We start from the raw sequence: 25,249 nt of genomic DNA, 5'->3' as shown, positions 1-25,249 counted from the left end.
CTGTAGGAAGGGCCGAAGCCGAGAGGTTTGAATTCAGCACAAGACAATGTGGGAGGGGCGGTGCGACGATTCGACTTGCTCCCTCCCACAGGGATTTTGGTGCTTAGAGGGTCAGGGTCAGGCGCTTGATCAAGGCGCCGGGAAGCAGGTTGGATGACGTATTGCGCTGCCCGTAGGTGCTGGCCGACAGCAGCAGCTCGCGTTCAGCCGTCAGCGCTTCCAACTGCGAACCGAGCAGGTTGTAGACGCTGTCATCAAAACGCATGGTGCTGACCGGCGCCTTGATCTCGCCGTCTTCCACCCAGAACGTGGCAAAACGCGTCATGCCGGTCAGGCGCGCCGCCGGCAGGTCGGAATAGTTGAGATACCACAGGTTGCTGATGTACAGCCCGGTGCCCAGCTGCTTGAGGATATCGGCCTGGGCCAGGCTGCCCGCCGCCATCTGCAAGGCGCTGGGGGCTTCATCGCGGCTGGCGCCGTTGGCGCTCAGGCCGTATTCGGCGGCGCTGCGCGAATTGACCAGTTGGCCGTCGGCCTTGCCAGCGTTGATCAGGGTCACGTCGCTGCGCGGGTAGCCCTCGGTGGAGAACGCCTGGCTCAGGGAGCCGCTGACCTGTTCGTTCACCGTCACCAACGGGTTCAGCTGCTGCTCGCCGGCGTACAGCCGTTGCAGCGAACTGCCTTTGCTGGCGATTGCCTGGGCCGAGAACCCGCCCCAAGTGATGATGCTGATGATTTCTTCCAGCGCGGCCGGCGCCAGGTAGGCGCGGTACTGTCCGGGCGGCAACGGGTGTAACGGGCGGTCGAGGAACGCCAATTGCTCGCGCGCCTGCTGCAAGCGCGCGGTGAACTCGGCGCTGTCCCAGGTGTGCCCGGCGTAGCTGGCTTTGACGGCTTCGCCATTGGCATGGAACAGGCTGAAATCGAAGTTGAAGCTATTGGCCCGGTGCCAGCCGAATGCGCCGTCCGAACTGGCGAAGCCACGGCTGATCGGACCGGCGGCGTAGATGCCTACCAAGTCGACGCCGTCGGCGGCCTGGCTGATGTCTTCCAGCACCCGCGCCAGTTCGGGCAGCGGCCGCGCCTGCTCATTGTTGCTTTGCCAGGCGTTGTGGTTGAGCAACAGGTACGGGTCCTGCGGCAACAACGGCAAGGTTTCGCGCAGTTGCCGCAGGCCATCGGCGAGGCGCTGACGGTCCAGTTCGGGCTCGCCGGCCAGGGTAATGCCGAGGTCGGCATGCCGGCCGCCGTTGATCAGTTTAAGGTTGAGGCTGGCCTGCTGCACTTGCCCGGCCTGGCGTACCTTGGCGTGGTTGAAGCGCACGAACTCGGAGGCTTCCGCCGCATAGCCGAGGTGAAATTGTTCCTTGTCGGTGATGGCCTGTTTGAGCCATTGCACCAGTGCCTTGAAATCATTCATCAGGCATCTCCCCCGAATACGTCGACATTGCTGAACACACAGGCCGGCGACGCATGGCCGACGCGGATCACCTGGTTGGGTTCGCCCTTGCCGCAGTTCGGCGTGCCCAACACCTTGAAGGTGCTGGCGTCGCCCACGGCGCTGAGCTTGCGCCAGAACTGCGCGGAAATGGCCCGGTAGTTGGGGTTCTTCACCACGCCCTTGAGTTCGCCGTTTTCGATCAACTGCCCCCATTCGCAGCCGAACTGAAACTTGTTGCGCGCGTCATCAATGGACCACGAACGGTTGGTCGACATCAGGATGCCGCTTTCGATGCCACCCACCAGTTGTGCCAGGCTCTTGTCGCCGGCCTCGATATTCAGGTTGGCCATGCGGTCGATCGGCGGGCGGTTCCAACTGCTCGCGCGGCTGTTGGCCACGCCGCTCATGCCGGAACGAAATTGCGACAACGCCCCACCCAGCGGCTTGAGCAACAGCCCCTCGCGGATCAGGAATTGCTTGCTGGCGCGGGTGCCATCGTCGTCATGGCTATAGCTGGCGAGCTGTTCGGGGATGTCCGGGTCGAAGGTCACGTTGAGCAATGGGGAGCCGTATTGCAAATGGCCGAAGTCGCTGGGCTTCACAAAACTGGTGCCGGCGTAGTTGCGCTCGTCACCGAGGATGCGGTCCAGTTCCAGCGGGTGACCGATGGATTCGTGGATCTGCAGGATCATCTGATCGGGCATCAGCAGCAGGTCGCGTGGGCCCTGGGGCGTGTTCGGCGCCAGCAGCAGTTGCAGGGCTTCATCGGCCACCCGTGGCACCGCGCCGATCAGGCCGAAGCGGCTGATCACGTCAAAGCCGCCTTGCTGGCCGAAGTTGGTGCCGCCCAGGGTACGGGTCTGGCTGTCGCTGCCATCAAAGGCCGTGACGTTGACGCCGGGGAATATAAAACGCTGGGCCTGACGCAATTGCGCGCCGGCCGTGTTGAGGTAGATCTGCTCGACGTGGGTCAGGCCCAGGCTCACGTCCCAGCTCACCAGGCGCTCGTCCTTGGGCACGGCGGCAGACTCGTCGCCCAGCAGTTGGTAGCAGTCGCTCAAGGCGGGGAAGGGCTGGTCGAGGTCGGGCGACAGGTAGTCGGCGACGTCGCTGGACACCGGTTGTTCGCGCAGGTCGAGCAGCGCATGGGGTTTGATGCGCCGGGCTTGCTGTTCGGCGCGCTCAAGGGCGGCTTGCAGGCCGGCAAGCGAGATATCGTTGGTCGCGGCGTAGGCTTCCACCCCATTGAGGCGCACGGTGAGCATGGCGCCTTCGTCGTGGCTCAGGTGCGGGGGTTCGGCGACGTTCTTGCGTACCGACAGGTAGTGGCCGGATTCGCGGACGTAACGCAGGGAGAAAAATTCGGCGGCGGTGCGCAGGGCACTGAAGTGTTTTTTGAGTGTGGCGTGGTGGTCGAACATGGGGCCTTCCTTGTGGGCGGCTCAGCGCGGGCAGGCAAACAGAGTAGGCCTGGGCTGGGGGCTGATCAAGGAAAGTGTAGAGGCAAGGTTTGCAGTGTCTGGTCGGGCCCTATCGGGGGCAAGCCCCCTCCCACACTTGATCGGGTTCACACGGTCAAAATGTGGCAGGGGGCTTGCTCCCGATTGGGGCGCCGCGGTGTTTCAGTTACTGCGTAATCTCACGCAACGGCTTGCCCCGCACCGGCGCATCGCCCGCCACGTAGTAGTCGGCGGTGCTGCGCGGCAGTGGCTGGCGACCACGGATCTTGTCGGCGATTTTCTCGGCGATCATGATCGTCGGCGCGTTCAGGTTGCCGGTGGTGATGATCGGCATGATCGACGCATCGACCACACGCAGGCCCTGCATGCCATGCACGCGACCTTCGCCATCCACCACGGCCATCTCGTCGGTGCCCATCTTGCACGAGCACGAAGGGTGGAACGCAGTCTCGGCGTGCTCGCGGATGAACGTGTCCAGTTGCTCGTCGGTTTGCACCTCGATACCTGGGCTGATTTCGCGGCCACGGTACGGGTCCAGCGCCGGTTGCTGCATGATTTCACGGGTCAGGCGGATGCCGTCGCGAAATTCCTGCCAGTCCTGTTCGGTGGCCATGTAGTTGAAGAGGATGCTCGGGTAGTCCCGTGGGTTCTTCGACTTCAGCTGGATACGGCCACGGCTCGGCGAACGCATGGAGCCCATGTGCGCCTGGAAACCGTGTTCTTTCACACCGTTGCTGCCGTTGTAGTTAATCGCCACCGGCAGGAAGTGGTACTGGATGTTCGGCCATTCGAACTCTTCACGGGTACGGATAAACCCACCTGCTTCGAACTGGTTGCTGGCGCCGATACCGGTGCCGTTGAACAGCCATTCGGCCCCGATGGCCGGTTGGTTGTACCAGAGCAGCGACGGGTACAGCGACACCGGCTGGGTGCAGGCGTATTGCAGGTACAGCTCGAGGTGGTCCTGCAGGTTTTCGCCGACGCCGGGCAGGTCGTGGACCACCGGGATGTCGAGACTTTCCAGCAGCTTGGCCGGACCGACGCCGGAACGTTGCAGCAGTTGCGGCGAAGCGATAGCACCGCTGCACACCAGTACTTCCTTGCGTGCACGCGCTTCAACGCGCTCTTCGGCGGCGCCGATCAGGTAACGCACGCCCACCGCACGTTTGCCTTCGAACAACACTTTGTCGGTGAGTGCATGGGTGACGATGGTCAGCGTGGAACGCTTCTTGGCCGTGTCCAGGTAACCGCGCGCGGTGCTGGCGCGACGGCCGTTGGGCGTGACGGTACGGTCCATCGGGCCGAAACCTTCCTGCTGGTAGCCGTTCAAGTCTTCGGTACGCGGGTAACCGGCCTGTACGCCAGCTTCGACCATGGCGTGGAACAACGGGTTGTTGCCCGCCTTCGGCGTGGTCACGCTGACCGGGCCATCGCCGCCGTGCCAGTCGTTGGGGCCGATGTCGCGGGTTTCGGCCTTGCGGAAATACGGCAGGCAGTCGAGGTAGGTCCAGTTTTCCAGGCCTGGCAGCTTCGCCCAGTTGTCGTAGTCCATGGCGTTGCCACGGATGTAGCACATGCCGTTGATCAGGGAAGAGCCACCCAGGCCCTTGCCGCGACCGCATTCCATCCGGCGGCCGTCCATGTGCGGCTCCGGATCGGTTTCGTAGGCCCAGTTGTAGCGACGGCCTTGCAGCGGGAACGCCAGCGCGGCGGGCATTTGGGTACGGAAATCGAGACGGTAGTCCGGACCGCCGGCTTCCAGCAGCAGGACGGTGACGCCTTCGTCTTCGGTCAGACGGGTCGCCAGGGTGTTACCGGCGGAGCCGGCACCCACAATGATGTAGTCGTATTCTTGGGACATAAATGCGCCCTCTTTGGAGTGTGGTCAGCAAGGGGCCTCATCGGGGGCGAGCCCCCTCCCACATTTGGAATGCGTTTCCCTGTGGGAGGGGGCTTGCCCCCGATGGCGGCCTCAAAGGCAATACAGGACTCGGGTCTTAGAACACCGAGGCGTAATCGCCCAGCTCAACCTGTACCGATTTGATGCGAGTGAAGTTGTTCAGCGAGCTGATCCCGTTCTCACGGCCCACGCCCGACTGCTTGTAGCCACCGACCGGCATCTTCGCGTCGGACTCGCCCCAGGCGTTGATCCAGCAGATACCTGCTTCCAGCTGATGAATCACGCGGTGGGCGCGGTTCAGGTCTTTGGTGACCAGACCGGCGGCCAGGCCGAAGTCGGTGTCGTTGGCGCGGCGGATCACTTCCTCTTCGGTTTCATAGGTGAGGATGCTCATCACCGGGCCGAAGATTTCTTCACGCACGATCACCATGTCGTCGGTGCAGTCGGTGAACACGGTCGGTGCCACGAACGCGCCTTTGGCGAAGTCGCCCTCGGTCAGGCGGTCGCCGCCGCACAGCAGGCGGGCGCCTTGCTCTTTGCCTTTGGCGATGTAGCCCAGCACGCTTTCCATGTGGGCGAAGCTGACCAGCGGGCCGAAGTTGGTGTTTTCGTCTTCCGGGTTACCGACACGAATGCGCGCGACACGCTCGACGATCTTGGCTTCGAACGCCGCTTGCAGGTGCTTGGGCACGAACACGCGGGTGCCGTTGGTGCAGACCTGGCCGGAGCTGTAGAAGTTGGCCATCATCGCGGTATCGGCGGCGCGGTCGAGGTCGGCGTCGTCAAAGATGATCAGCGGCGACTTGCCGCCCAGTTCCATGGTCACGTCCTTGAGCGACGAACTCGACGCGCTGGCCATGACTTTCTTGCCGGTGTCGGTGCCGCCGGTGAACGAGACTTTCTCGATGCGCGGGTGCTCGGTCAGCCAGGTGCCGACTTCACGGCCACTGCCGGTCAATACGTTGAACACGCCTGCCGGAACGCCGGCTTCGGTGTAGATCTCGGCCAGTTTCAAGGTGGTCAGCGAGGTGACTTCGCTGGGCTTGAAGATCATTGCGTTGCCGGCGGCCAGGGCCGGTGCGGATTTCCACAGGGCGATCTGGATCGGGTAGTTCCACGCGCCGATGCCGGCGACCACGCCCAGTGGCTCGCGACGGGTGTAGACGAATGAGGTCTCGCGCAGCGGGATCTGTTCGCCTTCGATGGCCGGCACCAGGCCTGCGTAGTATTCCAGCACGTCGGCGCCCGTGACGATGTCGACGTACTTGGTTTCGGAAAAGGCCTTGCCGGTGTCCAGGGTTTCCAGGGCGGCCAGTTCATCGTTGCGCTCGCGCAGGATGTCGACGGCACGACGCAGGATGCGCGAACGTTCCATGGCGGTCATGGCGGCCCAGATTTTCTGGCCTTTTTCGGCGCTGACCACGGCACGTTCAACGTCGTCTTTCGTTGCGCGTTGCACTTGGGCGAGAACTTCACCGTTAGCCGGGTTGATGGCTTCGAAGGTGGCGTCGCTGCCAGCATCGCTGTAGCCGCCGTCAATGTAGAGTTTTTGCAGTTCGAAACGGGCCATAAAGTCCTCGCAAGTGCATAAGTGGTTGGCGCGGTGCGGGAGTTGAGCGGTTATATGCCTCTAACTCACCTGCTTGGCCAATTGGAAATCCATGTATTCGTGAGCAATGCGTTGCGCCTGCTCCGTGTCGAAAGCGTCTCCCGACAGGGCACCGCGCAACCACAAACCGTCGATCAGGGCCGCCAGCCCTCGGGCTGCGCTGCGTGCCTCGGGCAACGGCAGCGTGCGGCGGAACTGGCAGCACAGGTTGGAATACAGACGCTGATCGTTGATCCGCTGCAACCTGTGCAAAGACGGGTGGTGCATGCTGGAGGCCCAGAAGGCCAGCCAGGTTTTCATTGCCGGGCCATTGACCTGGCTGGCGTCGAAGTTGCCGGCGACGATCACCTGAAGGTGGGCGCGTGGGCTGTCGTCCTTCAACGCTTGTCGACGGGCGTGGATGTTCTCCATCAGCACGCTCATCAAATATTGCATCGTCGCTGCGATCAGGCCGTTCTTGTCCCGAAAGTAGTGACTGATGATGCCGTTCGAGACGCCTGCCAAACGGGCGATCAACGCAATGCTGGCATCGCCCATTCCGACCTGATCGATGGCCGTCATCGTGGCTTCGATCAATTGCTGACGGCGTATGGGTTGCATACCGACCTTGGGCATGTAGCACCTCTCCTTAGGCCTGCCGACGGGCGATCACGTCCATCGGCTTGAAGGCCAGTCTATTTTGTTTTGATTGAACGTTCAATCAACAAAGAATAAGCTCTGCGACAAATCGTCGCTGCTGGCAGGTATTCCTACTTGAAAGACAGCGACACCTGACACCTGGAAAACCCCGCAAACGCCCCATCTACCGCTTCGGCGAGGGGGAGGGATTTTCGGGCTGTCTTTATAACACCCGTCCGTCGACTGCCGAAAAATCGATGGCGCGGGATAACCGTTGCCTTGTGTTTCTCTCTCGCACTGCCCGGAGCATCTGCGCCATGAGTTCTGCCTCTCTAATAAAGACCCCGCCGGAAAAGGTGCGGGTCAACGGTTGGGTGTTCTACACCTCCACCGCTCTGATTCTGTTGCTGACCGCCATCCTGATCATCGCCCCGCAGGAGGCCGGGCGCATGCTCGGCGTCGCCCAGGCCTGGCTGTCGAAAAGCTTCGGTTGGTACTACATGGTGGTGATCGCCGCCTACCTGGTGTTCGTGGTCGGCCTGGCGTTTTCGTCCTACGGCAAGTTGAAACTGGGCAGCAAGGACGACACCCCGGACTTCAGCTACGGCGCCTGGGCCGGCATGCTGTTCTCGTCGGGCATCGGCATTTCGCTGCTGTACTTCGGTGCGTCGGAGCCGTTGGACCACTATTTCAACCCGCCCGAAGGCGCAGCCGCCAGCAATGGCGCGGCACGCCAGGCGTTGCAGCTGACCTTCCTGCACTGGGGCCTGCATGGCTGGGCGATCTACGCCCTGGTCGGCCTGGCCGTGGCGTACTTCGCGTATCGGCATAACCAGCCGCTGGCCTTGCGTTCGGCGTTGTACCCGTTGGTGGGTGAGCGTTGGGTGAAGGGCGCGGCCGGCCACGCGGTGGACGGTTTCGGTATGTTCGTGACGCTGCTGGGGTTGGTGACCAACCTGGGGATCGGCGCGATGCAGGTGTCGTCGGGGCTGGAAAACCTGTTCGGCATGCAGCACAACAACACCAACCTGTTGATCGTGATCATCGTAATGAGCACCGTGGCGACCATCGCCGCCGTCTCCGGGGTGGAGAACGGCATTCGTCGCCTGTCCAACCTCAACATCGTGCTGTTCAGCGGTTTGCTGATCTTCGTGCTGCTGTTCGGCCCCACCCTGCACCTGCTCAACGGTCTGGTGCAGAACACCGGCGACTACCTCAACGGCATCGTGCTGAAAACCTTCGACCTCTATGTGTACGAAGGCGACGGCGACAAAACCGAACGCTGGATGGGCCTGTGGACCTTGTTCTACTGGGCCTGGTGGATTTCCTGGGCGCCATTTGTGGGCATGTTCATCGCGCGTATTTCCCGTGGGCGTACCGTGCGGGAACTGGTGGCCGGCGTGCTGTTGATCCCGCTGGGGTTCACCCTGGCGTGGCTGTCGATCTTCGGTAACTCGGCGCTGGACCTGGTGTTGAACCAGGGCGCGGTGGAGCTGGGCAAGACGGCGCTGGAACAGCCGTCCATGGCGATCTACCAACTGCTGGAACATTACCCGGCGTCGAAAGTTGTCATCGGTGTGTCGATCTTCGTGGGCTTCGTGCTGTTCCTGACCCCGGCGGATTCCGGCGCGGTGATGATGGCCAACCTTTCTTGCAAAGGCGGCAACGTGGACGAAGATGCGCCGCACTGGCTGCGGATCTTCTGGTCGGCGGTGATTACCCTGGTGACCATCGGCCTGCTGTTTGCCGGTAACTTCGAAGCCATGCAAACCATGGTGGTGCTGGCGGGGCTGCCGTTCTCGGTGGTGCTGATCTTCTTTATGTTCGGTTTGCACAAGGCCATGCGCCAGGACGTGGCCATCGAACAGGAGCAGGCGCAGTTGGCTGAACGCGGGCGTCGTGGTTTCAGCGAGCGCTTGACCGCCCTGGACCTGCAACCGAGCCAGGCCACCGTGCAGCGCTTTATGGACAAGCACGTCACACCGGCGCTGGAAGAAGCGGCGACGGCGTTGCGTGAGCAAGGGGCGCAAGTGCAGACGCTGCTGGGTAAATCCAAGCGTTGCATTGGCGTACGCATCGAAATGGAAGAGGGCAACCCCTTCGTCTACGAAGTGAGCCTGGATGCTTACTCGGCGGCGCCGAGCGACGTGCCGGAAGAAGAACGCACCCGCTACTACCGGGCCGAGGTGTACCTGCACAACGGGCCTCAGGAGTACGACCTGATGGGCTTCGCCCAGGAGCAGATTACCCGGGACGTGCTCGATCAGTTTGAAAGCCATCGGCAGCTCCTTGGCCGTGTCTATAGCTGATAGTTGAGCTTGGCAATGCTTTAAATGTGGGAGGGGGCTTGCTCCCGATGGCAGTGTGTCAGTCAGTACCTCTGTTACTGATACACCGCTATCGGGAGCAAGCCCCCTCCCACATTGACCCTGTTTCTTCAGTTGGTTTTGCAGTGTGGGTCAGCCCAGGTTTTTGCCTAGCAGGGCATGGTAGAGCTCACTGTCGCCCAGAATTCCCACCACCTTGTTGTTGTCATGCAAGACCAGCTTGTTCCCTGTCTGGTAACGGATCTGCAACGCATCGCGCATGCCGATATTCGAATCCACCAGGGTCGGCACGCGGCCCAAACCTTCCACGGCTTGCCCCGGCGCCCAGTTCTGCAGGTTCATCACCACGCCATTCTGGCGCGCGCCCTGGATGGTGTTGCCTTCGGCCAGGTCCAGCCACGAGTCACCGCCCGGGTCCAGGCACACTGAGCCGTTGACCCGCGTGCAGTTGTCCAGCGTGCGCATCAGGCTGCGACCGCACAGCACGTTCAGCGGGTTGGTATGGGCGACAAAGGTGCGCACATAGTCGTCCGCCGGGTTCAGCACGATCTCTTCCGGCACGCTGTACTGGATGATCTTGCCGTCTTTCATGATCGCAATACGGCTGCCCAGCTTGAGTGCCTCGTCGAGGTCGTGGCTCACGAACACGATGGTCTTGCTCAGCTTGCGTTGCAATTCCAGCAATTCGTCCTGCAAACCCTGGCGGATCAGCGGGTCGAGGGCGGAGAAGGGTTCGTCCATCAGCAGGATATCGGCGTCCATCGCCAACGCACGCGCCAGGCCGACGCGCTGCTGCATGCCGCCGGACAGCTCGTCGGGCTTTTTGTTACGCCATTGGGTCAGGCCCACCAGCTCCAGTTTCTCGTCCACCAGCTTGCGCCGTTCTTTCTCCGGACGGCCCTGCATTTCCAGGCCGAAGCTGATGTTTTCGCGCACCGTCAGCCAGGGCATCAGGGCGAATTTCTGGAACACCATGGCGATGCGCTTGGTGCGCATCATTTTCAGCTCGGCCGGTGTGCACGAGGCGATGTCGATCTGGCGACCTTCATGCTCCACGAACAACTGGCCACGGCTCACGGTGTTGAGGCCGTTGATGCAGCGCAGCAAGCTCGATTTGCCGGAGCCCGACAGGCCCATCAGCACGCAGATCTCGCCTTTCTCGATGTCCAGGCTGGCTTTTTCAACGCCGACGATCTGGCCGGTCTTTTTCAGGATCTCGTTACGGCTCATGCCCTGGTCCAGCAGCTTGAGCGCTTCGCGTGGGTCTTTGGAGAAGATCACGTCGACTTTGTCGAATCGGATAATGCTCATGCATCACCCCCTACTTTAGCGTCGGGTTGTTTGCAGATACGGTCGAGCATGATGGCCAGCAACACAATCGCCAGGCCGGCTTCAAAGCCCAGGGCAATGTCAGCGGTGTTCAGTGCGTTGACTACCGGCTTGCCGAGGCCATCGGCACCCACCAGGGCGGCGATCACCACCATCGACAACGACAGCATGATGCATTGGGTAATGCCGGCGGCAATGCTCGGCATGGCGTGGGGCAGTTCAATGCGCGAGAGCAACTGACGGCGCGAACAGCCAAAGGCCTTGCCGGCGTCCATCAACTCTTGCGGTACATCGCGGATACCCAGGTAAGTCAGGCGGATAGGCGCTGCAATCGCGAACACCACCGTGGAAATCAAACCGGGCACCACACCCAGCCCGAAGAGGGTCAGGGTAGGGATGAGGTAGACGAAGGTCGGTACGGTCTGCATCAGATCGAGCACCGGCCGCATCATGGTGTAGAACATCGGTTTGTGCGCGGCAACAATGCCCAACGGCACGCCGATGACCACGCAGACCAGCGTGGCGAACAGCACCTGCGCGAGGGTCTCCATGGTTTCCTGCCAGTACCCCAGGTTGAGGATCAGCAGGAAGGAGGCGATGACAAAAACAGTCAGTCCCCATTTGCGTTGAATAAAGTGAGCCAGCAGCGCAATCAGACCGATCAATGCCAGCGGATTGAACCAGGTCAGCGCAAACGTCACGCCGTGGATCATCGTTTCCAGTGTCGATGCGATTGCGTCGAAATAGTTGGCGCCATGTTGGGTCAACCATTCGACGAAGGCAGCGATGTACTGGCCTAGTGGGATTTTCTGTTCAGTCAGCATGGTAGTGAATGTCCACATGCGAAGAGGGAAACATCCCGGAGCAGCGCACCGCCCCGGGGTCAGCGGTGTTATTTGTCGAGGTACGCTTTGACGGCGGCAAGGCCAGGTTGGCCGTCCACGGTAGTGACACCGGCGAGCCAGGTGTCGAGCACTTGCGGGTTCTTTTTCAGCCAGGCCTTGGCGGCGGCGTCGGGCTTCATCTTGTCGTCCAGGACGTTACCCATCAGGGTGCTTTCCATGTTCAAGGTGAAGACCAGGTTTTTCAGCAATTGGCCAACGTTGCTGCATTCCTGGGTATAGCCCTTGCGGGTGTTGGTGTAGATGGTGGCCTGGCCGTAGTTGGGGCCGAACGAGTCGTCACCGCCGGTCAGGTACTTCATCTTGAAGCGGGTGTTCATCGGGTGCGGTTCCCAACCGAGGAACACGATAGCCTGGTCGCGCTTGGTGGCGCGTTCGACCTGGGAGAGCATGCCGGCTTCGCTGGACTCGACCACTTTGAAACCGGCGGTTTTGAGGCCGAAGGCGTCTTTGTCGATCAGCGTCTGGATGGTGCGGTTGCCGTCGTTACCCGGCTCGATGCCGTAGATCTTGCCGCCCAGCTCTTCCTTGAATTTGGCGATGTCGGCGAAGTCTTTCAGGCCCTTGTCGTACAGCGCCTGCGGGACCGCCAGGGTGTATTTGGCGTTCTCCAGGTTGGCGCGTACGGTTTCCACGGTGCCGGCATCACGGTACTGCTTGATGTCGTTTTCCATGGTCGGCATCCAGTTGCCGAGGAAGATGTCCATGTTTTTGCCGTCAGCCAGTGACTTGTAGGTCACCGGTACCGAAATCATCGTGGTGCGAGGCTTGTAGCCCAGGCCCTTGAGTATTTCGCTGGTGGTCGCGGTGGTGACGGTGATGTCGGTCCAGCCGACATCGGAGAAGTTGACGGTCTTGCACTGTTCCGGTTCTGCAGCGTGCGCCATGACTGGCAGACTCAGCATGGCGGCCAACAACAACGAGGGTGAACCTTTCATCTGGGTAGACTCCTGTGTTTTTTCTGGCGGCCTTCGCCGCGCTTTATAAGTGTTGCGGTTGGAGCGTGCGACAACAGCTCTGCCACGGTGCCTTGCAAACGAGTCGAGACTGATCATGTACCAGTGAAAATCTGACGCCTACAGGGTGCGTCGTATCCAGTACAGGGAGGGTCGTATCCAGTGTTGGTGACGTCGTTTACAGGTTTTTCCTACGGCAAAACCGCAGGTTTTGCTCATCTGCACCGCAAAAAACGGCCAAAAACAGTGTTCGCACGCAAGCGACGCTGGTGAGCATGGGTGCGTCGGTGTGAGACGCCGTGACGGCAGATAAAACCTTGATGATGCCGCCATCTGGGCGATCTGAGCGTAGCACCTCGTTCAAGCCTGGCCGCGCTTATCGAGGAGTTCTACCGCAATGGCTATCAGTGTTTTCGACCTGTTCAAGATCGGCATCGGGCCTTCGAGTTCTCACACCGTGGGCCCCATGCGCGCCGCGGCGTTGTTCGTCCAGTCACTGCGTGGACGCGAGTTGTTGGAACAGGTTCGGCGCGTCGAAGTTCAGCTGTACGGCTCATTGTCGGCCACTGGCATCGGCCACGGCAGCGACACCGCCACCATCATGGGCCTGATGGGCGAGTGGCCAGACGCCATCGACCCGTCGCAAATCGGCGCGCGCATTCATACCCTGCGCGAAACCGACACCCTGCTGCTGGACGGGCGTTTGCCGGTGCCATTTGTGTGGGCGCGGGACATGCGCCTGCTCGACGAAAACCTGCCGTTCCATCCCAACGCCATGACCCTGGTGGTGTATGGCGATGACGCTGAGCTGCACCGCGACACCTACTACTCGGTGGGCGGCGGTTTTGTGGTGGATGAGGCCCAGGCCCAAAGCGGCGTGGCGGACATGGACCGCACCGAGCTGCCCTATGATTTTTCCAGCGCCGTGGAGCTGTTGCAGCTGTGCAAGACCCACAACCTGCGCGTCGCCGAGCTGATGCTGGCGAATGAAAAGGTCTGGCGCTCCGAAGAAGAAATCCGCAGCGGCTTGATGAAGCTCTGGCGTGCCATGCAGGACTGCGTTGAGCAGGGCCTCAAGCACGAAGGCATCCTGCCCGGCGGCCTCAACGTGCGCCGTCGCGCGGCCAAGTTGCACCGCAGTTTGCAGGAGCTGGGCAAACCCAATGTGATCGGTTCGACCTTGAGCGCCATGGAGTGGGTCAACCTGTTCGCCCTGGCGGTCAACGAAGAAAACGCCGCCGGTGGGCGCATGGTTACCGCACCGACCAATGGCGCGGCAGGGATCATCCCGGCGGTGCTGCACTATTTTATGAAGTTCAGCGAAGAAGTCACCGAAGCCAACGTGGTCGACTACCTGCTCGGCGCCGCGGCGGTGGGCATCCTGTGCAAGAAGAACGCCTCGATCTCCGGCGCCGAAGTCGGTTGCCAGGGCGAAGTGGGTTCGGCCTGCGCCATGGCTGCGGCCGGGCTGGCGGAAATCCTTGGCGCGACGCCGGAGCAACTGTGCAACGCCGCTGAAATCGGCTTGGAGCACAACCTCGGCCTGACCTGCGACCCGGTGGGCGGGCTGGTGCAAGTGCCGTGTATCGAGCGCAATGCGATTGCGGCGGTCAAGGCGATCAATGCCGCGCAAATGGCCCTGCGTGGCGACGGCCAGCACTTCATCTCTCTGGACCGTGTGATCCGCACCATGCGCGATACCGGGGCGGATATGCATGACAAGTACAAAGAGACGTCGCGGGGTGGGTTGGCGGTCAGCGCGGTTGAGTGCTGACAACCACCGCTGTAGTGAGCGGGCTTTCCCGCGCTGGGTGGCGAAGCCGCCCCATTAAAAGCACCGCATCGTTTCAGTTGAAACCGAGCCGCCTGTTTTTGGGGCGGCTTCGCCACCCAGCGCGGGGCAAGCCCGCTCACTACAAGTGAACACCCAAGCCAAAAGCGCCACCTTTTAGCGCGTCGCAAACAGATAAGTAGCTCCCGAACGATTTTCCCTCGACCCTCTGTCGCCCGTGCTTGGGGTGACAGACTTGTCCCACACCCCTCAAAGCGCCTTCCCACAAGTGCTACCGATCTGCTCACGCCCTGTGGCGAACCGGCTCCTACGTCGTTTTCAGGCCATATCCCGCACATCCCGCGCGGGCTTATATAGACGCGTCAGCAGGTCGTTTTCAGGATTTATTGAATACGCATTCAATTTTAGGCACGGCATTTGCTCTATCCATTCAAAGCCTCTCTTCTTTACGGACGAAGAGCGCAATAACAAGAGCCTCGCCTGAGGCCATCACCCGCTTTGTGTGAGGAGATACCGCGATGACGTCGTTCAACTCAGGGGCCCAACCCCAGAACCGTGCGCCTCAATCCATCGGCTTTTTGCTGCTGGACAATTTCACGCTGATTTCCCTGGCGTCGGCAGTCGAGCCGCTGCGCATGGCCAACCAGCTGTCCGGCCGCGAGCTGTACCGCTGGACAACCTTGAGTGTCGACGGCAACCAGGTGTGGGCCAGCGACGGTTTGCAGATCACTCCCGACGCCTCCATGCACAAAGCCCCGGCCCTGGACACTGTGATTGTGTGCGGTGGCGTGGGTATCCAGCGCACCGTCACCCGTGAGCATGTGTCGTGGCTGCAAAGCCAGGCGCGCCAGTCCCGTCGTCTCGGCGCGGTGTGCACCGGCAGTTGGGCCCTGGCCTGCGCCGGTCTGCTCGACGGGTTCGATTGCAGCGTGCACTGGGAATGCCTGGCCTCGATGCAGGAAGCCTTCCCGCGCGTGTCGATGAGCACGCGCCTGTTCACCCTCGACCGCAACCGCTTCACCAGCTCTGGCGGCACCGCGCCGCTGGACATGATGCTGCACCTGATCAGCCGCGACCACGGGCGTGAACTGTCGGCCGCGATCTCCGAGATGTTTGTGTACGAACGCATCCGCAACGAACAGGACCACCAGCGCGTGCCGCTCAAGCACATGCTCGGCACCAACCAGCCGAAGCTGCAGGAAATCGTTGCGTTGATGGAAGCCAACCTGGAAGAGCCGATCGACCTCGATGAACTGGCGGTCTACGTCGCCGTGTCGCGCCGCCAGCTGGAGCGCCTGTTCCAGAAATACCTGCACTGCTCGCCGTCGCGCTACTACCTCAAGCTGCGCCTGATTCGTGCGCGGCAATTGCTCAAGCAAACACCGATGTCGATCATTGAAGTGGCGTCGGTGTGCGGGTTTGTGTCCACGCCGCACTTCTCCAAGTGCTACCGCGAATACTTCGGCATTCCGCCACGCGATGAGCGCGTAGGCTCCAACACCACCCAGCAAGTGGCGATGATGCCGATTCCGCAGGCGCTGGTGTTGTCACCGTTGGCGGGGCCGATGTCGGCGTTGAGCCAGGCGCGCAATGAGTCGACGTTTGCCAGCGTAAGGCTTTAAACCGAATTGACCGCATCGCAGGCAAGCCTCCTCCCACACTTGACCGAGTTGTCATGGACGGACGCGGTCAAGTGTGGGAGGGGGCTGCCCCCGATAGCGATCTGTCAGGCTCTGGAGTTCTGCTTGAACTGCATCAACGCCGGCAACAGCTGCTTATCAATCGCCTGACGCACCGCCGGCAAAATCGTCGCGCTGCTGGTGTACATCTGCTCAACCATGCCCTTGAGCGCCTTGGCCCGTGCTTCGCTCAAACCGCGTACCGCGCACTCGCAGGCCTGCTCGGCGGTGGCACCACTGGACACTTCGAAACCCAGGGAGCGCAGTTGGCCCAGCAGGTCATCCTGATCAATCAAATCCGCATGCATCATGACGTCTATCCTGGTGAGGGGAGCGGGGTTCGACTTCGATTCTGGTAGCCACCCAGGCGGTCGGCAAGGGCAGAATGCACGAATGCCTCGGATGGCTATGAGCATGTCGTTTTCGGGCCATGTACCGAACGCACTTACCGGCACACTGAACCCAGGCACACAGCTTGACGGTTTGGTCACCCTCGGGATGTACGGCTCACACAAGTCACTTGCGCCCCGATCCAGTCACGGCTGGATCGGGGCTTTTTTGTTTTGGGTGTGCCGTTTCTATTCATCAAGAGTTGGTTCGTGTTTTACCAGGTCTTGATGAGTTTTGGCCTCGATGGGTCGTTTCTCAGGGTAAACCTGAAAAAACAGCGAAAGGGCAAAAATAATGACGCCAGTGTCGAACCCTATTCCGGAGCCGGATAAGTTTGATGAGAGATGTCGGAAACCGGGTGATGTTTGGCTAAAGGCAAACCCTGTTGCCGAGAGACCAAGAGACTTGTGGTCACCCTTCAGGCACGCGCTGGCTGATGGGTTTGATGACCGGTGTGGTTATGCCGCCATGTATATTCCGAGTGGCACTGTCGATCATGTGTCAGTTACAACGAGGATCGATTCCTTGCTTACGAGTGGTCGAACTATCGATATATTGACGGATGGATTAACAGCTCTAAAAGCAAGCAAGTGGCTGCTGGATTGTTAGACCCATTCGAAGTGCAGGAAGGATGGTTTGAAATCAGCTTGCCATCCCTTCAATTGGTGTTAACGGATGCGGTTCCACCAGAGTTCCGAGAGCGCGCGCAAAATACGCTCAAGAAGCTTCCCGTCAGGGATGATGAACGGATAATAAGGCCTCGACGCAAATGGCTGAGTCTTTACGAGAAGAGTGGAGATATAGACATGCTGCGTGAAATGGCACCTCTCATTGCAGCAGCTGTCGAGAAGAAACAGGCTCTTGAAGCTGCACAATTACCGGCTGAGGAGCGCTAGGTAAGCTAGCGCAACCATCACCAACGTTACCGCTGCAATACCAGGATGCGCGAGAGCAATTCATCCCGGTCGATGTAGCAACCCTGGAAATGTCGCGCCCCGGAAGCCGGATCAAAAGCATTGCGCGCATGCAGCGTACGACGGTTGTCGAAGCACCACAGCTCGCCCGGGTTCAGGCGTTGCACTACCCGAAAACGCTCTTCGCGCGTCATCGCAATAAACCGCCGATAGGCCCGGTACAGCAACGGCATCTGCTCCACCGGCGCCTCGAAAGGCCCGCGCAGGAAGTTGGCCATGCGAATCTCCGCCACTTCGCCCAAGGCATCCAGCGCGATGATCGGCGCCAGCCGGCGATAGTCGCTGTGGCGGTCCTTGTTGCGAAACTCCACGGGGATTTCACACAGGGCGCGAAACGCTTGGGGATCTTCCGTGCGCAGGGCATGGGCGATGGCAAACCCATCGACAAAAATACTCTCGCCACCATTGGCATCATTCACCAGGCAATGCAGGAATTGCAGCCCTGGTTGCAGCTCGCGCGTGGGCAAATCACTGTGTAGCGGCAGGTTGAAAGCGGTGTAGGCATTGCTGTCGGCATCGGCCTTGGACTGCACGTTGAACAGCACGCCGAAGTTGCTCTCGCGGATAAACGAAATGCGCTTGGCGATCAGCGCCAAGGAGCCGGGCTCGGTGGGCACGCGATGGATCTGTGTGAGGCCGCAATCCCGTAACGCCAGCAACCATTGCAGCAGCGCCTTGGGGTCTTCCATGACGGCTGCGTAGTCGAATACCGGCACTTGGAAGCGGCTGTCCCACAGCTGGGATTTCGGCTTGGCCGCGCGGCGTTCGGCGCGGGACTCGTCGTCGTAGGCATGCGCCCGCAGCCAGCCCGGGTCGTACTGGCTGTGATGGCCGCCATGCCATTGCACACTGAGCAAACCCTGCTTAATGCGTGCGTCGAGGGCGCTGAGATCGTCCTCCACATCGACGATTTCCAGCACCTGCTCACGGGTCACGCTGTACACGCATTCCCCACACGGGCAGTTGTCGCGCAGCCACTGATGATGAAACGGGCTGATCCGGCCATCGGTCCAGTGCACGTCGACGCGATCCGCCAACAGCTGCACCTCGGCGAGGTCGCTGATCAACGTGTAGGTACGAAAATCGGCAACACTTTGCATGGCGGCTCCTTGTTATCTTTTGGCGGGCAATCCAATCACGCGGCCGAGCAGGGCAGGGCGGGGCAGCTCGGCCTGCTGCGCGCTGAGGGTGGTGAGTTTTTCCAGGATCGCCTCGGTGAACGGCGCCGAATGCGGGCCGGCGAGGTCGACATGCAGCAGCATCTGTTCGTTGCCGGCCAGTTCCTTCTGCTCGCCCACCAAGTGCAGACCGTGATAGAGGTGCAGGCGCTTGGCGTCGTGGGCGATCAGTTGGGTGTGCACCTCAACTTCGGCGCCCAGCTTCACTTCGTGCAGGTAATTGAGGTGCAACTCCAGGGTGAACAGCGAGTGACCGCTGGCTTCGCGGTTGTCGCTATCGAGGCCCAAGACGTCCATCAGCGCGTCGGTGGCGTAGCTGAAGATCAGCAGGTAGAACGCGTCGCGCAGGTGGCCGTTGTAGTCGACCCATTCAGGTTGGATTTTTGTGGTGTAGGTGGTCAATGCAGGCATGAGTCCGTACTCGGTCAAAGGTGGGAGGGAGCAAGCCCCCTCCCACAGGGTTATTCGGCGAAGCTCATACCGTGCTTGGCCTTGGTGGTTTTCACCGCTTCCAACACCGCCAGCAAGCAATCATCACGATAGCGTTCCAGCGCCGAAATGCTGCGGCTACCCAACTGGTCGCTGGTCCCCTCGACCACATCATCGATCAGTTTGTCGGTCAGTTCCGGCGCCGGCAAATAGGTCCACGGCAACTGCAACGCCGGGCCGAACTGCGCCATGAAGTGCCGCATGCCGGCATCGCCCCCCGCCAGGGTGTAGGTCAGGAAGGTGCCCATGAACGACCAGCGCAACCCGGCACCGAAGCGAATTGCGTCATCGATTTCGCCGGTGGTGGCTACGCCGTCATTGACCAGGTGCAGCGCCTCGCGCCACAGCGCTTCGAGCAGGCGGTCGGCGATAAATCCAGGGACTTCCTTGCGCACATGCAGCGGGCGCATGCCGAGGCTTTCGTACACCTTGATCGCCGCCTGGATCGCCTCCGGCGCGGTGTGCTTGCCGCCGACGACTTCCACCAACGGCAGCAGGTACACCGGGTTGAACGGGTGCCCGACCACACAGCGTTCCGGATGGGTTGAGCCCTCGTAGAACTCACTCGGCAACAGGCCCGACGTGCTTGAACCGATCAATGCATTCGGCTTGGCCGCTGCGCTGATCTTGCCGTGCAATTCCAGCTTCAATTCCAGGCGTTCCGGGGCGCTTTCCTGGATGAAGTCGGCGTCTTTCACGCAGGCTTCGATGGTGGTGACAAAGCGCAGGCGGTCCTGGGACGCGCCGGGCGCCAGACCTTGTTTCTCCAGGGCGCCCCAGGCATTGGCGACGCGTTTGCGCAACGCGGCTTCGGCGCCTGGCGCCGGGTCCCAGGCCACTACATCGAGGCCGTGGGCGAGGGCGCGGGATACCCAGCCGCTGCCGATGACACCGCTGCCGAGGGCGGCGAAGATTTTGATGTCAGTGATAAAGCTCATTGGCAAATTCCTAAGGCGTTCGGTGTTCCCTTGTGGGAGGGGCGGTGTTTAGCTGCGCTTTGTCAGGCCCATCTTGATTCGGCCCTCGGCCGGGCTCAGCACCCGCGCGCCCAGACGGGTAAGGATTTCACTGGCGCGTTCCACCAGTTGACCATTGGTTGCCAGCACGCCCTTGTCCAGCCACAGGTTGTCTTCCAGGCCGACCCGCACGTTGCCGCCCAGCAGCACGGCTTGCGCCGCCATCGGCATTTGCATGCGGCCGATGCCGAAGCCGGCCCACACTGCGTCGGCGGGCAGGTTGTCGACCATGGCTTTCATGGTGGTGGTGTCGGCCGGCGCGCCCCATGGAATGCCCAGGCACAACTGGAACAGCGGGTTATCCAGCAGGCCTTCCTTGATCATCTGCTTGGCGAACCACAGGTGGCCGGTGTCGAAAATCTCCAGTTCGGCCTTGACGCCCAATGCCTGGATGCGTTTGGCCCCGGCACGCAGTTGTGCCGGGGTGGACACATAAATGGTGTCGCCATCGCCGAAGTTGAGGGTGCCGCAATCCAGGGTGCAGATTTCCGGCAGCAGCTCCTCGACATGGGCCAGGCGGGTCAACGGGCCGACCAGATCGGTGTTGGGGCCGAACTCCATCGGGCTCTCGCCGCCGCCGATCTCCAGGTCGCCGCCCATGCCGGCGGTGAGGTTGACGATGATGTCGACGTCGGCCTCGCGGATGCGCTCCATCACTTCGCGGTACAGCGCCACGTCGCGGCTGAACTTGCCGGTCTCGGGGTCTCGCACATGGCAATGCACCACGGTGGCGCCGGCCTTGGCCGCTTCAACCGCCGCTGCGGCGATCTGTTTGGGGGTGATCGGCACGTGTGGACTTCTGGCGGTCGTGTCGCCAGCACCGGTGAGTGCGCAGGTGATGATGACGTCGTGGTTCATGAGGCGATTCCTTACAGGCGTGGTGGTGCCGTTCGCGGTCGGTAATGACCGCGAAACGGTGATTCGAAAAAGGTTATTTGCCGGTCAATTGCAGGTTGGCCGCGGCCGGTTTGCCGTCAAAGGTGGTCACGCCTTCCAGCCAGCGGGCCTGGTCCTGGGGGTGATCCTTGAGCCATTGCCTGGCGGACTCCAGAGCGTCCTTGTGATCCAGCAGCGGCTGCATCATCCGGCTCTCGTCGGCGGCGGTGAAGGTCAGGTTGGCCAGCAGTTTGTGCACGTTGGGGCATTGTTCGGCGTAGGTGGGCGTCGTCACGGTCCAGACGGTGGCCATGCCTTCGTTCGGACCCAGGGCGTCTTCGCTGCCGCTGAGGTAGGTCATGGCGATGTTGACGTTCATCGGGTGCGGCGCCCAGCCGAAGAACACCACGGCTTCCTTGCGGCGCACGGCGCGGTCCACGGCAGCAAGCATGCCGGCCTCGCTGGACTCCACCAGCTGGAACTTGCCCAGGCCGAACTGGTTCTTGGCGATCATCGCCTTGATCTGCGTGTTGGCGCCTGAGCCGGGCTCGATGCCGTAGATCTTACCCCCCAGTTCTTTCTCGAACCTGGCGATGTCGGCGAAGGTTTTCAGGCCCTTGTCCGCCAGATAAGTCGGTACCGCCAAGGTGGCACGGGCGTCTTCCAGGCTGGGTTTGTCGAGAACCTTGACCTGTTTGGCATCGACGAAAGGACTGATGGTCTGGGTCATCAGCGGGTTCCAGTAGCCCAGGAACAGGTCCAGACGCTGGTCGCGGATGCCGGCGAAGATGATTTGCTGGGAGGCGCTGGTCTGTTTGGTCTTGTAGCCGAGGCCGTCGAGCAACACCTGGGTCATGGCGCTGGTGGCGATCACGTCGGTCCAGTTCACCACGCCCATGCGCACGTTCCGGCAGGATTCGGCGTCGGCCGCGAATACGCTGGTGCTCAAGATGGCGCTGACGGTGAGTGCGAGCACGCAGCGGCGGATCAGTCGGTTCATGGTGGGTCCCTCGGCAGGTCGTTATTGTGGGGTCCGGCGTCTTTGTGCGCCGTGAGGCCAAGTTACGTACCTTCGCAACCGACAAAACGCACGGCGGCGACCGGCTCTTGCACTGTAGCGACCTGTCCCCTTGAATCCGCCGGTGAACGGGAGTATCACAGTGCCACGCTGCCCGTATGACGAGAGCGCCACCATGTCCCAGGATTTCTACTTTCTACTGATGCCGGGGTTTTCGGCCATTGGCTTTATTTCCGCGCTGGAACCGCTGCGGGTGGCCAACCGCTTTCGTGGCGAGCTGTACCGCTGGCATGTGTTGAGCGCCGACGGCGGCGCGGTATTGGCGAGCAATGGCATGTCGGTCAATGCCGACGCGGCGTTGGAGCCGCTGAAAAAAGGCGCGACCTTACTGGTGGTGGCGGGTTTCGAACCGCTGCAGTTCGCCACCCCTGCGCTGGAACATTGGCTGCGCCGCCTCGACCATGACGGTGTGACCCTCGGCGCCATCGACACCGGCGCCTGCGTGCTCGCCGAAGCGGGCCTGCTCGACGGCCATCGGCTGACCCTGCACTGGGAAGCCATCGATGCGTTCAAGGAATCTTATCCACAGCTGACGGTGACCCAGGAGCTGTTCGAGATCGACCGTCGTCGCATCACCTGCGCCGGCGGCACCGCGTCCATCGACCTGATGCTCGACCTGATCGCCCAGGCCCACGGTCCGGAGCTGGCCATTCAGGTGTCCGAGCAATTCGTGCTCGGCCGCATACGTCCGCGCAAAGACCACCAGCGCATGCAGATCGCCACGCGCTACGGCATCAACAACAAGAAACTGGTGCAGGTGATCGGCGAGATGGAACAACACACCGAGCCGCCCCTGAGCACCTTGGCGTTGGCCGACGCGATCAAAGTCACCCGGCGTCAGTTGGAGCGCCTGTTTCGTCTGCACCTGAACGACACACCCAGCAACTTCTACCTCGGCCTGCGCCTGGAAAAAGCCCGGCAATTGCTGCGTCAGAGCGACCTGAGTGTGCTGGAAGTGAGCATTGCCTGTGGGTTTGAATCGCCGTCGTATTTCACTCGCAGTTATCGGGCGAGGTTTACGAAGTGTCCGCGGGAGGATCGGCGACGGGAGGTGGTTTGACGGGCAATTATAGTTAATTATACTGCTCACTATAATTTATAGTCCGTTGCATAATTGAGTATAAAATCATGTCCAAGCACAGCGGCTTCGTGTTCCGCCGCCCCACGCTGGCAAGCAGCATTGCCGACGGCCTGGTGGGGGCTGGTATTCAGGATTTCACCTCTGGCCTGTTTCTCGCGGCACCGCGTCGCACCGGCAAAAGTACATTTTTGCGTGAAGATTTGATCCCGGAGTGTCAGCTTCGGGGTTGGCTTGCCGTGTATGTCGACCTGTGGGCTGACAAAGACAAAGATCCGGCGGAGTTGATCGCCAGTGCTATTGCCGCTGCTCTGGTTCCCTATGAAAAAGGCATTCGCAAGCTGGCCAAGAACATTGGAATCGAGAAACTGAGCTTTCTGCGTACCTTGTCCTGGGACTTCAGCAAGCCCCAATTGCCCGTTGGCGCGACGTTGACCCAGGCCTTGGAGTTGCTCCACAGCGCTGCCGAAAAACCCGTAGTGCTGGTGATTGACGAAGCGCAGCACGCATTAAGCAGCGATTCCGGTATCAACGCGATGTTCGCGCTGAAGGCCGCCCGGGATCAGCTCAACCAAGGCCGTGACGAGGACGGCAGTGGCTTGCACCTGGTGTTCACCGGTTCCAACCGCGACAAGCTGGCCCATCTGGTCCTGGGCAAGAGCCAGCCGTTCTTCGGCTCCAGCATCACGCCGTTTCCACTGCTGGGCAAAGAGTTCACCCAGGCCTACACGGCGCACCTGAATGCCCACCTGGCCAAGACCAACCAGTTCAAGGCGGCGGATATCGACGCCGCCTTCGAGCTGGTCGGCCGTCGCCCCGAGATGCTGCGCACCATCATCGGTGAAGTCGCATTGGAGCTGGGTGAGGCGAGCAATCTGGGCCAATTGCTGCACAGCCGTGCCGAATTGCTGCGCGCGGGAGTGTGGACCGAATTCGAAAGCGCCTGGAACGCCCTGACCATCCCGCAACGTGCGGTGCTGCAGGTGATGGTGGAACGCTTGCACAGCAATGAACCCTTTGCGCCGTTTACCGACAGCACAATCACCGCGGTCAGCAAAGCGCTGGAGGATATGGGCAGCGATGTGGTGCCGGGTACCCAGACCATTCAGGCCTGTATCGATGCCTTGCGTGACAAGGAGTTGGTATGGAAGTCGAGCCGGGGCGGGTATGCGCTGGAAGACAAGGCGTTTGGAGATTGGCTGCTGCACAAGCACCGCACTAAAAACAACCAGAATCCACTGTGAGCTGGGTCTGAATGTGGGGGGCTTATTTTTTTAGCAGAGCCGAACACGCCGCCTTGTAGGCTTCATGCTGATACTTGTTCAGCGTCGCCGGCAGTTCAAAATTGTGCTTCTTGTTCTGCGCATTAATGGTCTGCGGCGACAGCAAGGTCACCTCAACCCCGTCCAGCAGTTGGAACACCCCTTCAATCTTGAACGTGGTCGGGCCGCCGGCGAATTCGCCTTTCTTGCTGCGCTTCTTGATCGCGATGCGAGTGATGGCGTTGGCCTGCACAAAGGCCTTCACCTGGGCGGCAAAGGCTTTGACGTTGGCCGCTTCATCGTCATCTTCCAGCGCGATTTTCTTGGTGGCCAGGGCGACATGGGTCAGCGCCTGGTTGTCCAGCGAGGCGACGGCGATGATGGCTTCGCTGCCTTTGATTTCGATACCGCAGATGCTCATGAATGGCCTTGGTTCAGATTAAAAGTGGCAGGGATTGTCGCTTATTCCTGCCCAATCGACTCCAAAAACTCCGACCGCTCATCGCTCATGCGCGCCAGGCAATCATTTTGCGCAATCGCATACGCCTTGGTGCCGGTCACCGCCGGGAAGGTGTCCACGGCGCAATCGGCGTCACGCAGCTTTTCCCATTTCTGTTGGGCGTCCTTCAGACGAGCGGTAATGTCCGCCAGCTTGGTCTTGTCGTGGCCGTAGGTCGATCCCATGCGTTCCAGCAGGGCCTGGTAGTTGTCTTTCAACAATTGTTCAGCGGTGGTTTTGTTATAGGAGGCGCATTCCAGGGTTTGTTTGTCGTTTTCGATGCCGTCGCACGGTGTGCTGTCGGTGTCTTCGGCGGCGTGGACGCCGGTTGCGATGAGTGCCAAAGCCAGGAAAATCGATTTCATTGCGCCGTCTCATATCAGTTGATGCGGGAAT

22 protein-coding genes are annotated in these 25,249 nt (G+C 61.0%); 6 read left to right on the top strand and 16 right to left on the bottom strand.

What is annotated here, in order from left to right; all coding sequences use genetic code 11:
• Nucleotides 1–103 precede the first annotated feature (103 nt).
• The 5 genes from PSH66_RS27690 to betI form a co-directional block, all read right to left on the bottom strand.
• Nucleotides 104–1,420: a TldD/PmbA family protein gene (locus PSH66_RS27690; RefSeq protein ID WP_305428013.1), complete on the bottom strand. Its 1,317-nt coding sequence runs from the start codon at nucleotides 1,418–1,420 to the stop codon at nucleotides 104–106.
• Nucleotides 1,420–2,862 carry a TldD/PmbA family protein gene (locus tag PSH66_RS27685; RefSeq protein ID WP_305428012.1) on the bottom strand — a complete coding sequence of 481 codons (1,443 nt, stop codon included), beginning with the start codon at nucleotides 2,860–2,862 and terminating at the stop codon, nucleotides 1,420–1,422. Before PSH66_RS27685 ends, PSH66_RS27690 begins: the two co-directional genes overlap by 1 nt.
• Nucleotides 2,863–3,067: 205 nt before the next feature.
• Complete coding sequence (betA, locus tag PSH66_RS27680) at nucleotides 3,068–4,762, bottom strand: choline dehydrogenase (protein ID WP_305428011.1); 1,695 nt, start codon at nucleotides 4,760–4,762, stop codon at nucleotides 3,068–3,070.
• 136 nt (nucleotides 4,763–4,898) lie between these two features.
• Nucleotides 4,899–6,371: a betaine-aldehyde dehydrogenase gene (betB, locus tag PSH66_RS27675; protein WP_003176594.1), complete on the bottom strand. Its 1,473-nt coding sequence runs from the start codon at nucleotides 6,369–6,371 to the stop codon at nucleotides 4,899–4,901.
• 60 nt (nucleotides 6,372–6,431) lie between these two features.
• Nucleotides 6,432–7,025, bottom strand: coding sequence for a transcriptional regulator BetI (gene betI / locus PSH66_RS27670; protein ID WP_003176593.1), 594 nt, complete (start codon nucleotides 7,023–7,025; stop codon nucleotides 6,432–6,434).
• A gap of 377 nt (nucleotides 7,026–7,402) precedes the next feature.
• Between betI and PSH66_RS27665 the strand changes: the two genes are divergently transcribed.
• Complete coding sequence (locus PSH66_RS27665) at nucleotides 7,403–9,337, top strand: BCCT family transporter (protein WP_305429659.1); 1,935 nt, start codon at nucleotides 7,403–7,405, stop codon at nucleotides 9,335–9,337.
• Nucleotides 9,338–9,487: 150 nt separating this feature from the next.
• On the opposite strand, the gene choV is transcribed toward PSH66_RS27665, so the two are convergent.
• The 3 genes from choV to PSH66_RS27650 form a co-directional block, all read right to left on the bottom strand.
• Nucleotides 9,488–10,666 carry a choline ABC transporter ATP-binding protein gene (gene choV / locus PSH66_RS27660; protein ID WP_017531046.1) on the bottom strand — a complete coding sequence of 393 codons (1,179 nt, stop codon included), beginning with the start codon at nucleotides 10,664–10,666 and terminating at the stop codon, nucleotides 9,488–9,490.
• The gene (choW, locus tag PSH66_RS27655; protein ID WP_010207125.1) at nucleotides 10,663–11,508 is read right to left on the bottom strand and encodes a choline ABC transporter permease subunit; all 846 of its coding nucleotides are present in this window, start codon (nucleotides 11,506–11,508) and stop codon (nucleotides 10,663–10,665) included. Before choW ends, choV begins: the two co-directional genes overlap by 4 nt.
• A gap of 68 nt (nucleotides 11,509–11,576) precedes the next feature.
• On the bottom strand, nucleotides 11,577–12,524 hold the full coding sequence (locus PSH66_RS27650; RefSeq protein ID WP_003176589.1) for a choline ABC transporter substrate-binding protein: 948 nt from the start codon (nucleotides 12,522–12,524) through the stop codon (nucleotides 11,577–11,579).
• Nucleotides 12,525–12,939: 415 nt separating this feature from the next.
• Between PSH66_RS27650 and PSH66_RS27645 the strand changes: the two genes are divergently transcribed.
• Both PSH66_RS27645 and PSH66_RS27640 read left to right on the top strand, forming a co-directional pair.
• Nucleotides 12,940–14,316, top strand: coding sequence for an L-serine ammonia-lyase (locus PSH66_RS27645; RefSeq protein WP_305428010.1), 1,377 nt, complete (start codon nucleotides 12,940–12,942; stop codon nucleotides 14,314–14,316).
• Between the two features lie 536 nt (nucleotides 14,317–14,852).
• Nucleotides 14,853–15,956 (top strand): GlxA family transcriptional regulator, encoded by a 1,104-nt coding sequence (locus tag PSH66_RS27640; protein ID WP_003176586.1) that lies wholly within the window; start codon nucleotides 14,853–14,855, stop codon nucleotides 15,954–15,956.
• 104 nt (nucleotides 15,957–16,060) lie between these two features.
• On the opposite strand, the gene PSH66_RS27635 is transcribed toward PSH66_RS27640, so the two are convergent.
• Nucleotides 16,061–16,324, bottom strand: coding sequence for a hypothetical protein (locus PSH66_RS27635; protein WP_042945381.1), 264 nt, complete (start codon nucleotides 16,322–16,324; stop codon nucleotides 16,061–16,063).
• Nucleotides 16,325–16,993: 669 nt separating this feature from the next.
• On the opposite strand from PSH66_RS27635, the gene PSH66_RS27630 reads away from it, so the two are divergent.
• Nucleotides 16,994–17,299, top strand: a complete 306-nt coding sequence (locus PSH66_RS27630) for a hypothetical protein (RefSeq protein WP_305428009.1) — start codon at nucleotides 16,994–16,996, stop codon at nucleotides 17,297–17,299.
• Nucleotides 17,300–17,325: 26 nt separating this feature from the next.
• Here PSH66_RS27630 and PSH66_RS27625 read toward each other — a convergent pair whose 3' ends face one another.
• From PSH66_RS27625 to PSH66_RS27605, 5 genes are all read right to left on the bottom strand, one after another.
• The gene (locus tag PSH66_RS27625) at nucleotides 17,326–18,477 is read right to left on the bottom strand and encodes a gamma-butyrobetaine dioxygenase (RefSeq protein WP_305428008.1); all 1,152 of its coding nucleotides are present in this window, start codon (nucleotides 18,475–18,477) and stop codon (nucleotides 17,326–17,328) included.
• Nucleotides 18,478–18,489: 12 nt separating this feature from the next.
• On the bottom strand, nucleotides 18,490–18,966 hold the full coding sequence (locus tag PSH66_RS27620) for a thioesterase family protein (RefSeq protein WP_003176582.1): 477 nt from the start codon (nucleotides 18,964–18,966) through the stop codon (nucleotides 18,490–18,492).
• A 50-nt stretch (nucleotides 18,967–19,016) separates the two neighbouring features.
• Nucleotides 19,017–19,982 (bottom strand): L-carnitine dehydrogenase, encoded by a 966-nt coding sequence (locus tag PSH66_RS27615; protein WP_003176581.1) that lies wholly within the window; start codon nucleotides 19,980–19,982, stop codon nucleotides 19,017–19,019.
• A gap of 48 nt (nucleotides 19,983–20,030) precedes the next feature.
• Nucleotides 20,031–20,918, bottom strand: a complete 888-nt coding sequence (locus PSH66_RS27610) for a 3-keto-5-aminohexanoate cleavage protein (RefSeq protein ID WP_003176580.1) — start codon at nucleotides 20,916–20,918, stop codon at nucleotides 20,031–20,033.
• Between the two features lie 73 nt (nucleotides 20,919–20,991).
• The gene (locus PSH66_RS27605; protein WP_305428007.1) at nucleotides 20,992–21,936 is read right to left on the bottom strand and encodes a choline ABC transporter substrate-binding protein; all 945 of its coding nucleotides are present in this window, start codon (nucleotides 21,934–21,936) and stop codon (nucleotides 20,992–20,994) included.
• Between the two features lie 193 nt (nucleotides 21,937–22,129).
• On the opposite strand from PSH66_RS27605, the gene PSH66_RS27600 reads away from it, so the two are divergent.
• Both PSH66_RS27600 and PSH66_RS27595 read left to right on the top strand, forming a co-directional pair.
• Complete coding sequence (locus PSH66_RS27600) at nucleotides 22,130–23,074, top strand: GlxA family transcriptional regulator (RefSeq protein ID WP_078734988.1); 945 nt, start codon at nucleotides 22,130–22,132, stop codon at nucleotides 23,072–23,074.
• A 68-nt stretch (nucleotides 23,075–23,142) separates the two neighbouring features.
• Nucleotides 23,143–24,336 (top strand): AAA family ATPase, encoded by a 1,194-nt coding sequence (locus PSH66_RS27595; protein WP_141062929.1) that lies wholly within the window; start codon nucleotides 23,143–23,145, stop codon nucleotides 24,334–24,336.
• 22 nt (nucleotides 24,337–24,358) lie between these two features.
• Here the strand turns inward: PSH66_RS27595 and PSH66_RS27590 are convergent, their stop codons facing one another.
• Nucleotides 24,359–24,775 (bottom strand): DUF3010 family protein, encoded by a 417-nt coding sequence (locus tag PSH66_RS27590; protein ID WP_003176576.1) that lies wholly within the window; start codon nucleotides 24,773–24,775, stop codon nucleotides 24,359–24,361.
• A gap of 41 nt (nucleotides 24,776–24,816) precedes the next feature.
• Nucleotides 24,817–25,218, bottom strand: a complete 402-nt coding sequence (locus PSH66_RS27585) for a lysozyme inhibitor LprI family protein (RefSeq protein WP_003176575.1) — start codon at nucleotides 25,216–25,218, stop codon at nucleotides 24,817–24,819.
• Between the last annotated feature and the right edge of the window lie 31 nt (nucleotides 25,219–25,249).

This window comes from Pseudomonas sp. FP597 (genome assembly GCF_030687435.1).
In the GTDB taxonomy this organism is placed as follows: domain Bacteria; phylum Pseudomonadota; class Gammaproteobacteria; order Pseudomonadales; family Pseudomonadaceae; genus Aquipseudomonas; species Aquipseudomonas lactucae.
Note: the sequence above shows the minus strand (reverse complement) of the source record. Positions and strands in the feature narration are given on the sequence as shown.